The 14,750-nt window shown below is 67.9% G+C and carries 14 protein-coding genes and 1 other RNA gene; 11 read left to right on the top strand and 4 right to left on the bottom strand.

Going from position 1 to position 14,750, the window contains the following annotated elements:
- Positions 1–67: 67 nt before the first annotated feature.
- On the bottom strand, positions 68–262 hold the full coding sequence (locus HUA76_RS25680; protein WP_246137619.1) for a hypothetical protein: 195 nt from the start codon (positions 260–262) through the stop codon (positions 68–70).
- Positions 263–484: 222 nt separating this feature from the next.
- Here HUA76_RS25680 and HUA76_RS25675 point away from each other — a divergent pair, with 222 nt between their 5' ends.
- The 8 genes from HUA76_RS25675 to HUA76_RS25640 all read left to right on the top strand — a co-directional run bounded on the left by HUA76_RS25675 (position 485) and on the right by HUA76_RS25640 (position 10,646).
- Positions 485–1,423, top strand: coding sequence for a MoxR family ATPase (locus HUA76_RS25675; protein WP_174455206.1), 939 nt, complete (start codon positions 485–487; stop codon positions 1,421–1,423).
- 97 nt (positions 1,424–1,520) lie between these two features.
- Complete coding sequence (locus HUA76_RS25670) at positions 1,521–2,936, top strand: patatin-like phospholipase family protein (RefSeq protein ID WP_371823523.1); 1,416 nt, start codon at positions 1,521–1,523, stop codon at positions 2,934–2,936.
- 95 nt (positions 2,937–3,031) lie between these two features.
- Positions 3,032–3,979, top strand: coding sequence for a branched-chain amino acid transaminase (locus tag HUA76_RS25665; RefSeq protein ID WP_141647031.1), 948 nt, complete (start codon positions 3,032–3,034; stop codon positions 3,977–3,979).
- 117 nt (positions 3,980–4,096) lie between these two features.
- The gene (locus HUA76_RS25660) at positions 4,097–5,434 is read left to right on the top strand and encodes an AAA family ATPase (RefSeq protein ID WP_141647032.1); all 1,338 of its coding nucleotides are present in this window, start codon (positions 4,097–4,099) and stop codon (positions 5,432–5,434) included.
- A 117-nt stretch (positions 5,435–5,551) separates the two neighbouring features.
- Positions 5,552–6,394 (top strand): Fic family protein, encoded by an 843-nt coding sequence (locus tag HUA76_RS25655; protein ID WP_141647033.1) that lies wholly within the window; start codon positions 5,552–5,554, stop codon positions 6,392–6,394.
- 176 nt (positions 6,395–6,570) lie between these two features.
- Positions 6,571–7,692, top strand: a complete 1,122-nt coding sequence (locus HUA76_RS25650; RefSeq protein WP_174462349.1) for a bifunctional oligoribonuclease/PAP phosphatase NrnA — start codon at positions 6,571–6,573, stop codon at positions 7,690–7,692.
- On the top strand, positions 7,689–8,834 hold the full coding sequence (locus HUA76_RS25645) for a cysteine desulfurase family protein (protein WP_174462348.1): 1,146 nt from the start codon (positions 7,689–7,691) through the stop codon (positions 8,832–8,834). The genes HUA76_RS25650 and HUA76_RS25645 overlap by 4 nt, the downstream gene beginning before the upstream one ends.
- Before the next feature lie 207 nt (positions 8,835–9,041).
- The gene (locus tag HUA76_RS25640) at positions 9,042–10,646 is read left to right on the top strand and encodes a right-handed parallel beta-helix repeat-containing protein (RefSeq protein WP_174462347.1); all 1,605 of its coding nucleotides are present in this window, start codon (positions 9,042–9,044) and stop codon (positions 10,644–10,646) included.
- On the opposite strand, the gene HUA76_RS25635 is transcribed toward HUA76_RS25640, so the two are convergent.
- The 3 genes from HUA76_RS25635 to HUA76_RS46515 form a co-directional block, all read right to left on the bottom strand.
- A complete protein-coding gene (locus HUA76_RS25635; RefSeq protein WP_141647037.1) occupies positions 10,623–10,808 on the bottom strand; it encodes a hypothetical protein in 186 nt (61 codons plus the stop codon). The genes HUA76_RS25640 and HUA76_RS25635 overlap by 24 nt on opposite strands.
- A 107-nt stretch (positions 10,809–10,915) precedes the next feature.
- Complete coding sequence (locus tag HUA76_RS25630) at positions 10,916–11,905, bottom strand: serine/threonine-protein kinase (RefSeq protein WP_174462346.1); 990 nt, start codon at positions 11,903–11,905, stop codon at positions 10,916–10,918.
- Complete coding sequence (locus tag HUA76_RS46515) at positions 11,902–12,870, bottom strand: tetratricopeptide repeat protein (protein WP_174462345.1); 969 nt, start codon at positions 12,868–12,870, stop codon at positions 11,902–11,904. The genes HUA76_RS25630 and HUA76_RS46515 overlap by 4 nt, the downstream gene beginning before the upstream one ends.
- A 196-nt stretch (positions 12,871–13,066) precedes the next feature.
- Between HUA76_RS46515 and ssrS the strand changes: the two genes are divergently transcribed.
- The 3 genes from ssrS to HUA76_RS25610 all read left to right on the top strand — a co-directional run bounded on the left by ssrS (position 13,067) and on the right by HUA76_RS25610 (position 14,695).
- Positions 13,067–13,261, top strand: a non-coding RNA gene (ssrS, locus tag HUA76_RS25620) — 6S RNA.
- Between the two features lie 19 nt (positions 13,262–13,280).
- Positions 13,281–13,907 carry a 5-formyltetrahydrofolate cyclo-ligase gene (locus HUA76_RS25615; protein ID WP_174462344.1) on the top strand — a complete coding sequence of 209 codons (627 nt, stop codon included), beginning with the start codon at positions 13,281–13,283 and terminating at the stop codon, positions 13,905–13,907.
- Entirely contained in the window at positions 13,904–14,695 is a 792-nt protein-coding gene (locus HUA76_RS25610; RefSeq protein WP_141647041.1) for a TIGR00282 family metallophosphoesterase, read from the top strand. The genes HUA76_RS25615 and HUA76_RS25610 overlap by 4 nt, the downstream gene beginning before the upstream one ends.
- Positions 14,696–14,750: the final 55 nt, after the last annotated feature.

The raw sequence follows: 14,750 nt of genomic DNA, 5'->3' as shown, positions 1-14,750 counted from the left end.
CGGGGAGCCTCAGGCGGTGTCACGAGCCTTCGGGCCGCGACATCCATGCCCTACCGAGGCGGAAAACTCAGAGGGCGGCGCGCGCGTCGCGCACCAGTTCCTTGAAGTGCAGGCTGGCGAGGACGTCGCGGAGGGAAGCCTCACGCCCGACGCTGTGCGCCTGCATCTGCGCCTCACGCCAGCGGCTCACCAGCGTCCGCACGGCGATGTACGACAGCAGCAGGGGGAAACCACCCGGCAACAGGATGATTGCCAGCGCCATCACCATCCTCATCCACGCCCACACCATGACCACGGACCTCGCTGCTTTCCTTCGTGAGTTGCGCCCTAGAGATGCACGACGTGTGCCCACGGTGCGCAAATAATTTCCCCACGTTTTTCCGCAGGGTTGGAGGGCAGCGAGGCAGGAAGGTTGGGGACGAAGGCCACGGACCCTGGCATTTTTGCCGCAGTCGCCTGGGGGGCGTCGGTTAAGTTCCACCGGGTGAGCACCCCTTCGACGGCAGAGATCCGCACCTTCACCAGCGTGGCGGACGCGGAGAAACACCTGGAGCAGGTGGGATACCTGCCCTCCCCGGAGATCGCCACGGCGGCCTTCCTGGCGGACCGGATGGACAAGCCCATCCTCGTCGAAGGCCCCGCGGGTGTGGGCAAGACGGAGCTGGCGCGGGCCATGGCCACGGCGCTGGGCCGCGAGCTCATCCGCCTCCAGTGCTACGAGGGGCTGGACGAGGCCAAGGCCCTCTATGAGTGGGAGTACGCCAAGCAGCTGCTCTACACCCAGCTCCTCAAGGACAAGATTGGGGAGATGGTGCAGGGCACCTCCACGCTGTCGGAGGCGGCGGACCGGCTGGCCTCGAGCGACGCCGTCTTCTTCTCCGAGCGCTTCCTCCTGCCGCGCCCCATCCTCCGCGCCCAGCTCTCCGAGCGCCCCGCCCTGCTGCTGGTGGATGAAATCGACAAGGCGGACCCGGAGTTCGAGGCCTTCCTGCTGGAGGTCCTCTCCGACAACGCCGTCACCATCCCCGAGCTGGGCACCTTCCACGCCAAGCACATCCCCCGCGTGCTGCTGACGTCCAACAACGCGCGCGAGCTGTCCGACGCCCTCAAGCGCCGTTGCCTGCACCTGCACATCGACTTCCCGGACCGGGAGCGGGAGCTGCGCATCGTCCGCTCGCGGCTGCCCCACGTGCCGCAGATGCTGGCCGAGCAGGTGGTGGAAGCGGTCGCCGCCATCCGCGCGCTCGACTTGAAGAAGGCGCCGTCCATCAGCGAGACGCTGGACTGGGCGCAGAGCCTGGTGCTGCTCAACGCGGAGCAGCTCACCTCGGACGTCGTGGCCTCCACGCTCAATCTCGTCCTCAAGTACGAGGGTGACATCGAGAAGGCCCGCGCCAACCTGCCGCAGATCGCCCAGGCGTGAAGCCCTTCATGACGCCCGCCCTCCCGGGGGCGGCGGGAGGGTGTCCGACAGACGGTGTATGCTCGGGGCTCGCGCCCACCGAGGCCCTGGCTCACTTGTGCTCCTGAAGGAACGCTTCCAGATCACCCGGCCGCTCGAGGAGCTGGAGCTCTCCCTCGTGCGCGCGTCCCTGGCGACGCCTGGCCTGCTCGACGAGCGCGAGGAGGCCGTGCTGCGCACCGCGCTGTCACTCGCGCGGCTCTACAAGGTCCAACACGGGGGGCTGGACGTGGGCGTGGGCGCCCTGCTCACGCCGTTCCGCGAGGAAGTGGAGCGCCGGCTCACGCCCGTGCTCGGTGGGCTCCGGCCTCCGACGCGAGACAGGCTGGTGCCCCACGTGAGGGACTTGCGCGAGCACGCCGCGAAGGCGCGTGACGGCGTGGTGGCCCGGCTGCGAGGGCGTGTCCCTCCGGAGGCGTTGGACCGCGAGCTGCGTCACAAGGAACTGGTGATGGTGACGGGGGGCGGAGGCGGCACCGCCTTCGTGTACCTGGGCGTGATGAGCCTGCTGGCCGAGCACAGCCTGGAGCCGAAGCTGCTCGCGGGCGCGTCCATGGGCGCCATCCTCGCCATCATGCGCTCGCGCATGGCGCGCTTCGACCCCACGGAGATGATCAACATCGTCCGGGGGCTGTCCTTCCGGAAGCTCTTCCGCTTCATCTCCACGGAGAGCCGCTACGGTCTGCCCGCGGCGCTGCGCCTGTTCCTGCGCGCGGGCCTGGGACGCTTCTTCGGCGCGGGCCCCGAGGGCAGCGGCCTGCGCCTCAAGGACCTGCCAGTGCCCACGCTCATCTCCGTGGGCGGCATCCGCCGAGGCATGCTTCCCCGCCCGCTCGAGTATTACGAGCGCCTGATGGGCACCAGTCCCCTGGGCCTGCTCAACCCCGCGGGCGTGGCGCGCCGCATCCAGGCCGCCATGGGCGCCATGGCGGAGCTGTTCACCCGCCCCGAAATCACCGTGCGCCTGCACCTGGGCTCGGACGACTCCACCGGCGAATTCGACGCGCTCGACGCCGCGGGCTTCTCCTCCGCGCTGCCCGGCGTCATCCACTACGACGTGCTGCGCGAGGACCCTCGCATGCACTCGCTGCTCGATGACCTGCTCGCGCACCACGGCGTGGCGAGACTCATCGACGGGGGCCTCGTCGACAACCTCCCCGCGAAGGCCGCGTGGAAGGCCGTCGCGCGAGGACGCATCGGCACGCGCAACACCCTCATCCTCGCGCTGGACGGCTTCGCGCCCCGACTCGCCACGCCCTTCTGGCTCCCCCTCCAGCGCCTGGCCGCGATGACGGTGGCCCCCAACCTGCCCTACGCCCATCACATCAAGCGCTTCTCCCGCACGCTGTCACCGCTGGATGTCGTGCCCTCCGTGGAACTCGCGTCCAAGGCGCTCCACTACGGCCGAAAGGCGCTCGCCGAGGACCTGCCCTTCTTGCGACGCATGCTGGCCCCACTGCCACACGTGCTCTGATTTCCCTGAAACGGCTTTCACGCTTTGACCTCATAGGGTCCAGTGGCTAGAAGGGCCGGGCAGTCCCACTTCTTACAGGCCGAAGGAACCCCCGCATGAGCTCGACCTCGACCAGTGTTTTGCGTGCCGACCAGATATGGCTCGACGGCAAATTGGTGAAATGGGACGAGGGCCACGTGCATGTGATGACGCATGCGCTGCACTACGGGCTCGGCGTCTTCGAGGGCATCCGCGCGTACAAGACGCATGATGGCCGGCTGGCGGTGTTCCGCCTGCGCGAGCACATCCAGCGGCTGCTCGACTCGGCGCACATCTGCATGTTGAAGATGCCGTACACCGAGGACGAGCTCGTCGAGGCGTGCCTGGACCTGCTGCGCAAGCAGAAGGACCTGTTCGCCAACGGCGCGTACCTGCGGCCGGTGGCCTTCATGGGCGATGGCGCCATGGGCCTGGGCGCGGTGAACCCCACCCGCGTGGCCGTGACGGCGTGGGATTGGGGCGCGTACCTGGGCGACAAGGGCATCCGCGAGGGCATCCGCGCCAAGGTCAGCTCCTTCACTCGCCTGCACGTCAACGTGAACATGGTGCGCGGCAAGATTTCCGGCCAGTACGTCAACTCCATCCTCGCCAAGCGCGAGGTGGTGCTGGCGGGCTACGACGAGGCCATCCTCCTGGACATCAGCGGCTTCGTGGCCGAGGCGTCCGGGGAGAACATCTTCATGGTGAACAAAAAGGGCGTCATCAAGACCCCACCCTTGTCCTCGCCCATCCTCGACGGCATCACCCGCGACACCGTCCTCAAGATTCTCCGCGACAGCGGTCGCACCGTGGATGAGGTGACCTTCACCCGCGACGCGCTCTACATCTGCAACGAGATCTTCTTCACCGGCACCGCCGCGGAAATCACCCCCGTGCGCGAGGTGGACGACCGCACCGTCGGCACCGGCAAGCCCGGCCCCATCGGTACCTTCGTGCAGGACATGTACTTCCGCACGGTCCGGGGCATGGAGCCGCGCTACGCCGAGTGGCTCACCTACGTCTGACCCCCGGCGCCAGGCCTCCGGCGCCGTCCGGGGTAGGGAGCCTGCCTCCCTGCCCCCAGACCCCGGGAATCATCCCTTCTGCCCTCCCAACGCGGGTTTGGGCTAGAAAGGGGCCCGATGGCACCCGCCGGACACGCCTACGACGACAATCCGTTCAAGCTTGAGAACCCTTCCATCCTCGACATCGCTCCCGCGGAGCCGAAGTCGGTGGAGGAGACGGGGCTCAAGATGGGACTGCTCGCGGACATCGCGCTGAAGTTCCTCTATTACACCGGCACCGGCACCGGCATGGTCATCGCGGCCGAGATGCGCCTTCCATGGTCGGGCGTCATCGAGCACGTGGTGGACTTCCTCGCCACGGAGAAGCTGGTGGACCTGCGCGGCGGCAAGGGCTTCGGCCGCGCGTCCGTGGAGTTCATCCTCACGGAGAAGGGCCGCGAGTACGCCCGCGACGCGCTCACCCGCACCACGTACGTGGGCCCCGCCCCCGTGCCCATTGAGCAGTACAACGCGCTCATCACCAGCCAGACGGAGGAGACGCCCGTCGTCAGCCAGGAGGAGCTGGTGATGGCGCTCAGCCACCTCACCGTCCCCGCCGAGCTGATGGACAAGCTGGGCCCCGCGGTGAACTCCGGGCGCTCGCTCTTCCTCTACGGCCCCCCGGGCAACGGCAAGACGAGCCTCGCGGAGGCCGTCTCCCACATGTTCGGCGGCGAGGTCTACGTGCCGCACTGCCTGGAGATCGGCAATCAGATCATCCAGGTGCATGACCACCTCATCCACACGCCCGTCTCGCTGGAGATGGGCGGCGATGCGTCCGGCCGCCGTCAGAGCTTCGAGATGGACAACCGGTGGATGCTCTGCCGCCGGCCCGCCGTCGTCGTCGGTGGCGAACTCACGCTGGAGACCCTGGACCTCATCTACTCGGAGAGCACCCGCTTCTACGAAGCCCCGTTCCAGGTGAAGGCCAACGGCGGCATGCTCCTCATCGACGACTTCGGCCGCCAGAAAGTCCACCCCACAGACCTTCTCAACCGGTGGATCGTTCCCCTGGAAAAGCGGGTGGACTTCCTCACCCTCCATACCGGCAAGAAGTTCGAAATCCCATTTGATCAGCTTCTCGTCTTTTCCACGAATTTGGACCCCAAGGAGTTGGTGGACGAGGCGTTCCTGCGCCGCATCAAGTACAAAATCGAGGTCACCAATCCCGACGAGGAGTCCTATCGGGAGATCTTCCGCCGGGTGTGCGAGGCGGCGGGAATTCCCTATGTGGACCAGGCCGTCACGTACCTCGTCGAGCACTATTACAAGCCCAGGACGATGCAGCTTCGCGCGTGCCATCCCCGCGATTTGGTGGGGCTCATCAAGGACGCGGCCCGGTACCGGCAGATACCGCCGGCCCTGTCCAAGGACCTGCTCGACCAGGCGTGCGAGGTCTTCCTCGTCAATCTCTAGTGGATTTCGTTGTTACAACCGTGCGGAATTTCTAGAATCCGCATGCCGTTGTATCGCTCGGCCGCACGCTTCGGTCTCCGCCCCGCGGGGATACGACGCAAGAAGGAGCCGCAGTCCGTGAAGGAACGCTACCAGGACATCGACGAGAAGAACGAGGCGCTGCGCGAGTACCTCGACATCTACAAGGACAAGCAGCCAGCGCGTGACTTCCTCGAACAGTTCGAGATGTCGTGGATCTACCACGACGCCGCACTGGAAGGCGTGGTCTACACCCACCAGGAACTGAAGGCCGCGCTGTTCCCAAGTCGCGCGAGCGCCGAGGCCTCCATGATTCCGGTGGTGCTCGAGATTCGCAATCACAAGGCCGTCTGCGACTTCATTCGCGAGGAAGCCGCGGGCGCCAAGAAGCAGGCGCAAATCACCCTCACCACCATCAAGCGGATGCACGACCTCTTCCTCGGGAACACCCCGGAGGCATTGGCCGAGCGCGCGCGCATGGAGCGACGGGAGCGCACGGAGAAGGAGCTCGCCAAGGAGCGCGAGCGCTCGGGGCTGCGCAAGGACATGCCGCTGCACCGCACGTACTTCCACGACATCCACCAGCCCGCGAAGATCCAACCGGCGCTGGAGAAGCTCGTGGACTACACGGCCAGCGCCGAGTTCCGCGAGTTCCATCCCATCAAACAGGCCGCCACGGTGCAGCACAGCTTCCTGCAGATCTTCCCGTTCACCGAGCACAGCGGGAAGGTGGGGCGCATGTGCAGCAACCTCATCCTGCTGCGCAATGGCTACATGCCCGCCGTCATCCACTCCATTGACCGGCAGCGCTATTACGAGTGCTTCCGGGGCCCGGTGGCGCAGTTCCGCACGGTGCTGATGGACGCCATGGAGAACTCGCTCGACAACGGGGTGAAGTACTTCAGGGACCTCGGGCGCAAGTACAAGGCCATCAACAACTAGTTGGACCTCCTCAAGGGGGCAGGAAGGCGTCCGGGCACACGGCCTTCCGCCCCTCCGTGAACGTCGGAGGGGGCGTTTGCACCATTGATGTGCGGGTGACACCGCGCCCTCAATGTCGAGGAGACAACATCCGGCATCTCGAAACCCGAGGCCGGAGGAAGTAAAGAAGACCATCCATGCCCGTGACCCAGTCCTTCAACAGCCGCCGTGCCCAGGGAGCCATCGGGGGCGAGCTGACGGAGCCTCCGCCACCGCGACTGGCCATGCTGTCGGCCCGGGACAAGCTGGACCGGCTGCTCCAGGTAGCCAAGGGGCACCGCAAGGCGCTCATCCTCACGCACGACAACCCGGACCCGGACTCGCTGGCCGCCGCGGTGGCGCTCGCCCACCTGCTGGAGCGCCGAGCGGACGTGGAGGCCCACGTGGGCTACGGGGGTATCATCGGCCGGGCGGAGAACATCGCCTTCGTGAAGGTGCTGCGGCTGCCCATCTCCCACGTGTCGCAGATCGACTTCGACGAGTACGACCTCTTCGGGTTGGTGGACACGCAGCCCAAGGTGGGCAACCACTCGCTGCCCGTGCGGTTGGAGGCCCACCTCGTGGTGGACCATCACCCGCTGCGCGAGGAGAGCCTGGCGTCGCCCTTCGCGGACGTGGGCGGGGACTTCGGCGCGACGTCCACCATGCTGGTGGAGTACCTGCGCGCCGCGCGCGTGGAGCCCTCCGTCGAAGTGGCCACCGCGCTGTTCTACGGCATCAAGGCGGACACGAGGGACCTGGGCCGCGAGACGACGCAGACGGACATCGACAGCTACCTGTGGCTGTTCCCGCGCATGGACAAGTCGATGCTCGCGCAGATCGAACACCCCGAGCTGCCGGCGCGCTACTTCCAGCTGTACCACACGGCTTTCGAGCGGGCGAAGGTCTACGGCACCGCCATCGTCACCGACCTGGAGGAGGTCTACTCCCCGGACATGGTGGCGGAGGTCGCCGAGCGGCTGATGTTCCTCGAGGGCACGAAGTGGTCGCTGGCCTTCGGCACGTACCGCAACCAGCTCTACTTCAGCCTGCGCGTGAAGGACCGGCGGATGAACGCGGGCCGGCTCATCCGCGAAATCTTCGAGGACTACGGCGGCTCCTCCGGCGGCCACGGCAGCATGGCCGGCGCGCGACTGCCGCTGTCGGGCAAGGCGGCGCAGCGCAAGGCGCTCAAGCGTGAGCTGGTGAGTCGCTTCCTGGAGGCCTTCGGCGTCTCGGACGAACGTCCCGTGTCGCTGCTCTCCGCGCAGGACTCGTGATCTACTGGGACTACAACGCCGCCGCGCCTGTCCGGCCGGAAGTCGCGACGGGGCTCGCGCACGCCCTCGTTCACGGTGGCCATGGCAATGCCTCCAGCGTGCACGCCGCCGGCCGCGAGGCCCGCGCCAGGCTGGACGCCGCGAGAGCCCGGGTGGCGCGCGTGCTGGGCTGCGAGCCGAAGGAAGTCTGCTTCACGGCCTCGGGAAGCGAGGCGGATGCCCTGGCCCTGGTGGGCGCGTGGCATGCGCGTCCCTCGCCAGAGCGACGTCGGCTGGTGACGTCGGCGGTGGAGCACCCCGCCTTGCTGAGCGCGGTGGCGCAGCTTGAGCGTGAAGGCGCGCAGGTGGTGCGAGTCGCCCCAGGCCCGGATGGGCGCGGGCGCGAGGAGGACCTGCTCGCGGCGCTGACGCCTGACACCGCGCTGTGCTCGCTGATGTGGGCCAACAACGAGACGGGCGTGGTGCAGCCCGTGGCGGAAGTCGCCCGCGCGTGCCGCAAGCAGGGCGTGCTCTTCCACACGGACGCGGTGCAGGCGGCGGGCAAGCTCCCGCTGTCGCTGCGCGAGGTGGACGCGGATCTGCTGTCGCTGTCTGCGCACAAGTTCGGCGGGCCCTCGGGAGTGGGCGTGCTGGTGGTGCGCAAGGGCGTGGACGTGCGCGCCCTCACCCCCGGACACCAGGAAGGGGGCCGTCGCGGAGGGACGCAGAACATCCCGTATGCGGAGGCCCTGGCGCTCGCGCTGGAGCTCGCGGCGAGTGAGCAGGCGACGCTGGCGGCACGGCTCGGCGCGCTGCGCGACGACTTCGAGCGCGCGGTGCTGGAGTCGGTGGCGGGCGTGACGGTGAACGGCGCGGGTGTGACCCGCGTGCCCAACACGAGCAACCTGCGCTTCGACGGCGTGGAGGGCGAGGCGCTGCTCATCGCGCTCGACCTGGATGGCATCTGCGTGTCGATGGGCGCGGCCTGTGCGTCCGGGACGTTGACGCCCTCGCACGTGCTCCGGGCCATGGGACTGTCAGCGGTCCAGGCACGCGGAAGCCTCCGCTTCAGCCTGGGGCCCGACACCCGCGAGGACGATGTGCGCCGAGTCGTCGACGCACTCCGTCGTCACGTGCCCCAGGTTCGCGCCCTCGCGGGCTAGGTCCTCTTCGCGCCCGACGCACGCGCGTGGCCCCGCGTCCTTGCACGCCGCCACGTACGTCAGGCGCACTTGACGCATATCCATCCCCGCCGAACCACGAGCATCCTCCTGTGAATGCCGCGTCCCCCTTGGGGGCATGGGCGCTTGATGAAGGCGACTCCGGTGGAAAGCATCATCCCCACTGCCGACAAATCAGGGGGGCTGCACATGGGTCAGGGTTCGAAGGGGCTGGGGTTTCTGAGGAATCGGTTCGCGGTGCTCGTGTACGGGCTCGCGCTCGCATGTGGCCCGGGCTCGGCGGAGCTGGGGGCCGGTGACACACAGCGCCCTGGAACGGAGACGGGTGCGACTCGGGTGACCGCGCTTCGGGGTGACACGAGCGCCACTGGCGACGACCCGTCGCTGTGGGAAGAGCAGATGACACCGCTCAACGCGAAGGAGTTGTTCCGGAGCCAGTGCCCCTCGGTGGCCGACGCGCAGGGCCCCACGCTGTACGTCGCGAACACGGGGCCCCGGGATGCAGAGGCTCCGCTGGGCTCCTCGGACAATCCCTTCCCCACCATCATGGCGGCGGTGAAGGTGGCGCAGCCGGGCGACGTCATCCAGGTTCGCGAAGGGACGTATCCCGAGCAGGTCGCCATCAATCCACTGAAGGCGCGCGCCGGAACGGCCACGTCGCCCATCGTCCTGAGGGGGGAGCCGTCGCGCCGACCTCGCATCGTCCCTTCAACGACCGACGTGGGCAGCCTGCTGGTGCTGAGCCAGCCCTATTGGATCGTCCAGTCCGTGGAGGTGGACGTGCTCGAGCGCCCCTCGTTCGCCGCGCTCTTCGAGGACAGCACCACCTGCTCGCAGCTGACCGACTCCGTGCTCCATGGCGGCCGGGCCGGCGGAGGGGTCGTCGTCAGCGATGCGACTCGCGTGCTCGTCGACAGCAACGCCATCCACGACTTCTCCAGGACGGGCTTTGACTCCCATGGGGTGGCGGTGAAGGGCTCCTCGCGCGAGGTCTTCATCCTGGAGAACACCATCCACGACGCGTCGGGCGACGGCGTGCAGTGCCAGCCCAGTGAGGCCAGGCCGTCCACCCTCTTCATCGAGCGCAACCAGATGTACGACTGCGGCGAGAATGGCATCGACGTCAAGGCGTGCGACGACATCGCCATCTACGAGAACGTCCTCTTCCGCTTCCCCAACCTGGAGCGCTACCCGTGGCAGGAGAAGACCTCCGCCGCCGAGGCGGTGTTGATCCACGAGGACGCGACGAACATCCAGATTGTCGGCAACCTCGTCTTCCAGGCGGGCCGCGGCATCTCCATCGGCGGGACGTCCCCGGTGGACAACCCCGTCAACGTGCTGGTGCAGGGCAACAGGGTGACGGACATCTACAACTTCGCGAACCGGCACAACGGCCAGGGCATCCGCGTCGTGAGGGCGCAGGGAGTGCGTGTGCTCGGCAACCTCATCGAACGCACGGCGGACTCGGGCCTGCGACTGGCCGCGGACGAGCCCTTCGTCGTCTCGGACCTGACCGTCTTCGACAACACCCTGAGGGACATGCGCAGCTTCGTGAAGCTGGGCCGCGACACGTCCCGCCCCGGCCTGCGGTTGGACCGCAACCGCTACGAGGGAGCGAGCGGCATCTTCAGCGCCTTTGGACTCCTGTCCGAAGGTGACTTCGCGGCCTGGCACGGCAGGCTCACACCCTACGGACTCGAACAGCACTCCGTGCGAGTCACACCGGGAGACCCCGATGACCTCCCGCTCCCCATGTTCATCCCCACCGCCCTACCAGTTCTGCTCGGGGAGTGACTTCTCACGCACGTCTTCGTCCGGTTGGCCATAGCCCGGCATCCCGTCCTCGCGCGGCTCATCGGGCTTGGGCGGAAGCCGCTGGGGAAGGTCCTCGCGTGTCTTGCGCTCGGGGGCGGGCTCTTCGGGCTGGGGCTTCGGAGGCTGGGGCTGGGTGGCCATGGCGATCCTCGGGGTGCGGACATGCACGCTCGGAAGGAAGCATCTCCATCCCCTCGGCCAGAGGGGACTGGGGCCGCGAGCCTCGGCGCGAGCGCGCGCCTGCTCCCCTACTCCGCGCGCGACGTGCCGGAAGGGGGCACCGGCGTACTCGCGGCTGCGTCGTCACTGGCGCCGAACAGGCCACGCACCACGGCGGCGATGGCCAGCGGCGTGCCCACCCGCTCGTCGTAGTGCGGCGCGAGCGCCTGGGCGAAGGACTCGGCCGAGGGGAAGCGGTCCTCGGGACGCTCGGAGAAGGCGCGCCGCACCACGTCCTCGAGCGCCTCCGGCACGTCCGGGCGCAGCTCCCGCAGCGGCCGGTAGCTCCGCGAGCGGATGGCGTGGAACACCTCGTCCGGCGTGGCGCCGGTGAAGGGACGCTCCAGCGTCAGCAGTTCGTACAACACCACCGTCGCCGCCCACAGGTCCGCCTCCGGGCTCACCTCGCCGAGCAGCGACTCCGGGGACAGGTAGTAGGGTTTGCCCAGCACCTCGCCCTCCTGGAGCTTGCCGTCGACGAGCACGCGGGAGACGCCGAAGTCGCCCAGCTTGATTTCGCCCACGCGGGAGATGAAGAGGTTGGACGGGGACACGTCACAGTGGACGATGCCCAGCGGCTCGCCCTGCGGCCCGGTGGCGCCGTGCGCGTACGCGAGCGCCTCCAACAGCACCTTGCCCAGGTACACCGCGAAGTCCAGCGGCAGGGGGATGCCGCGCACCTTGCAGCGGCGGAGGATCTGACCGAGGTCCCGGCCATCCACCAGCTCCATGACGATGAAGTAGATGCCCTCCAGCTCGCCGGCATCCAGCACCGTGACGATGTTGGGGTGGTGCAGCTGCTTGGACAGCTGCGCCTCGCGCGAGAACAGCGACACCGACTCCGGATCCGCCGTCAGCGCCGGCAGGAGCCGCTTGAGGGCCACCGTCCAGCCCTCACGCGGGCCGGACAACACCCGCGCGCGATACACCTCCGCCATGCCGCCCTTGCCCAGCACGGAGAGAATCTCGTAGTGGCCGAAGACCCGCTGGGTCCTGGGGGGCGAGGGCGTCTGACTCACGGGCTGGTGCTTCCGGCTCCCGCCGACTCGCGGCCCGGCGCGCGCTTTCGATTCTTCGCCTGCCTGGCCTGCTCGATGTCACCGGCCAGCGCCTTCACCAGCGCGGCCTCCCAGGGCTTGGGCTCCTCGGGCTTCCAGCCCAGGTCCAGCGCCCGGCGCAGCAGATACGGAACCCGGCTCTTGTTGCCGGCCATGTCGTGCGCGTACGCCTGCCACGCGTAGACATCCGGCCGCCCGGCGGGCACCGAGGAGATCCGGTTCAGCGACTCCAGCGCCTTGGATGAGTTGCCCGTCCCCAGATGGCAGCCGGCCATGCCCACGAGCGCGTCCAGGTTGCGAGCATCCTCCAGGAGCGCTGCCTCGAAACGCGAGCGGGCGACCTCCCACTTGCCCACCGCGAGCAACTGAAGGCCCATGCTCACGGGACTTGTCGCCACCACGGGGGGGCGGGCCTCGGCGACCTTCGCCTCGGGGCTCTTCGGCGCCGCGGCGACGGCTTCCTCGGGCTCGTCGGTGGCGGCATCCGGCGCGCTCCCCTGCGCTCCAGAAGCGGCGCCCTCCTCCTCGCCCTCCTCCACCGGCGCGCCGCCCAGGCCACGCAGCAGCAGCTGCGAGTCCTTCAGCCCCGGAGAGTGGCACCCCTCGGGCAGCCGGAAACGCGCGGTGATGACCGACGACTGGGGGTTGTAGACGGCCAGCACCGGGAAGCTCCGGGCACCCACGCACTCGGGTACCCCGGACAGGCACACCTGCACCGTGGCCACCAGGACGTTGCCCTGGAACTCACCGGTGAGGACCTCCGTGCCCGCGGGGAACTTGCAGCCGCCCCCGGACCCGGCGGACGTGCCGACCAGGCGCTCGCCCACCATGTGCAGGTCCACCTGCCCGTAGGTATCCCCCATATAGGGGCCTGCGAGCTTCGGGCCCGCCCAGGCGAGGCCGGAGGTGACGGAAAGAGCCGTCACGAGTCCCTTGTTTAGAAGCGAGGGCGGCATGTGCGGGGTGTGGGGGGCTCCCATCATAGGGGGGCCGTGGCTGGCTTGTAAACGCGCGAGGATGCCTTGACCCCGCCGCTTCCCATCCTTATCATTTCAAAAGGTGGTCGCGAGATTTCTCAGTTATTTCGGGGCCTTGGTGGCACTGTAGCTTTGTTTCAAGGGCTGTCCCCTGCGGGGCGCGTGATGCCCAGCGGAAATTCGAACCGATACGTCCGTTCCGGGGTCCGTTTCGGCTTCCATGTGCAAGCCCTCCCCTCTCACGAGGGATGAGGGAAGCCTGCGGAGGCATGATTTCGGTCCCCACCTGGCTTTTAGGGTTCAATGGACGCTGGGCACACGGCCATGCGGCGGGGGACTTTTTCTGCGGAGCGGCGGCGGTGAGCGAGACGGTGGTGGAAGAGGCGGCGGCGGCGAGGAAGCAGACGCTGCGGGATGAGTTGACGGCGCGCCGAAAGGCGATGACGCCCGACCTCATCGATACGCGGGGTCTCAAGGTGCAGTCTCGATTCCTGGCGACGCAGTACTATCATAAAGCGAGGACTGTGGCGTTGTACGCCCCCATCCGGGGCGAGGTGCCGACACGGGACATTCTCATCGCGGCGTTGCAGGACGAGAAGATCGTCTGCTACCCGCTGTCCCATGTGCACGGGCGGATTCTCTCGTTCCGGGCCATCAAGTCGGAGGCGGAGTTGGAACCGGGCCGGCTGGGCGTCCGGGAGCCGACGAACTCCTCGGACCTGATCGCGGTGGACCAGATCGACCTGTTCGTTGTTCCGGGTCTGGGTTTCACGCGGGATGGCAAGCGACTGGGACGCGGAGGCGGCTACTACGACGCCACCCTGCGCGCGGCCAGTGCCCGCAGTCGGCGGGTGGGACTTGCCTTCACTGATCAGCTCGTCGAAATCCTGCCCACGACAGGGGACGACGTGGACATGGACCTCGTGGTGACGGAATCCGAGACCTGCCGCGGCCTGTTCCGCGAGCCGGACTTCCTGGATACGTGAAAGTCCTCTTCATGGGAGACGTGGTGGGTCGTCCGGGGCTTCAAGCCGTCCGAGCGCTCCTGCCACGTCTGAAGGCCACCCATGGCGTGGACGTGACGATCGCCAACGCGGAGAACAGCGATCAGGGTGCCGGCATCTCTCCGGAGACGGCCGACACCCTGCTCGCCGCTGGCGTTGACCTGCTGACCAGCGGCAATCACTTCTGGTCCAAGAAGGCCATCATCCCCTGGGTGACGGCCCATCCGGACAAGCTGCTGCGGCCGGCGAACTACCCCAAGGACACTCCAGGACGAGGGCACGGCGTGGTGACGCTCAAGGACGGGCGCGCGCTGGGCGTCATCAACCTGGAGGGCCGCGTCTTCATGCGCGCGCACGACAACCCCTTCGAAGTGGTGCAGGGGTTGGTGGAGGAGCTGCGCGCGCGCACGCCATGCATCCTCGTGGACATGCACTGCGAGGCCTCCAGCGAGAAGAACGCCATGGGCGCACACCTGGATGGGCGGGTGTCCGTCGTGGTGGGGACGCATACCCATGTGCAGACGGCGGATGAGCGCATCCTCCCCGGCGGCACGGCCTTCATCACCGACGTGGGCATGTGTGGCCCACTGGATTCGGTCATCGGGATGAAGAAGGAGCAGTCCCTGGCGCGCTTCCTGGGGCAGAAGAACGCGCCCTATGAAGTGGCCGAGCGGCTCGTCTATCTCCAGGGTGTGGTGGTGGACATCGACGATGCCTCCGGACGCGGCAAGAGCATCGAGCGTGTCCGAGTCCACCTTCCGGGCACCTGAAAGTCGCAGTGGAAGGGCCGCTCGCGCGGCGCCACTTTCGGCTAAGGTCCGCCGC

This window comes from Myxococcus sp. CA056 (assembly GCF_013336715.1).
Taxonomy (GTDB): domain Bacteria; phylum Myxococcota; class Myxococcia; order Myxococcales; family Myxococcaceae; genus Myxococcus; species Myxococcus llanfairpwllgwyngyllgogerychwyrndrobwllllantysiliogogogochensis.
Note: the sequence above shows the minus strand (reverse complement) of the source record. Positions and strands in the feature narration are given on the sequence as shown.

Coding starts and splice junctions, on each gene's coding strand:
- HUA76_RS25680 (WP_246137619.1), bottom strand. CDS start 262: ATGGCGCTGGCAATCATCCTGTTGCCGGGTGGTTTCCCCCTGCTGCTG.
- HUA76_RS25665 (WP_141647031.1), top strand. CDS start 3,032: ATGAGCTCGACCTCGACCAGTGTTTTGCGTGCCGACCAGATATGGCTC.
- HUA76_RS25660 (WP_141647032.1), top strand. CDS start 4,097: ATGGCACCCGCCGGACACGCCTACGACGACAATCCGTTCAAGCTTGAG.
- HUA76_RS25650 (WP_174462349.1), top strand. CDS start 6,571: ATGCCCGTGACCCAGTCCTTCAACAGCCGCCGTGCCCAGGGAGCCATC.
- HUA76_RS25640 (WP_174462347.1), top strand. CDS start 9,042: ATGGGTCAGGGTTCGAAGGGGCTGGGGTTTCTGAGGAATCGGTTCGCG.
- HUA76_RS25635 (WP_141647037.1), bottom strand. CDS start 10,808: ATGGCCACCCAGCCCCAGCCTCCGAAGCCCCAGCCCGAAGAGCCCGCC.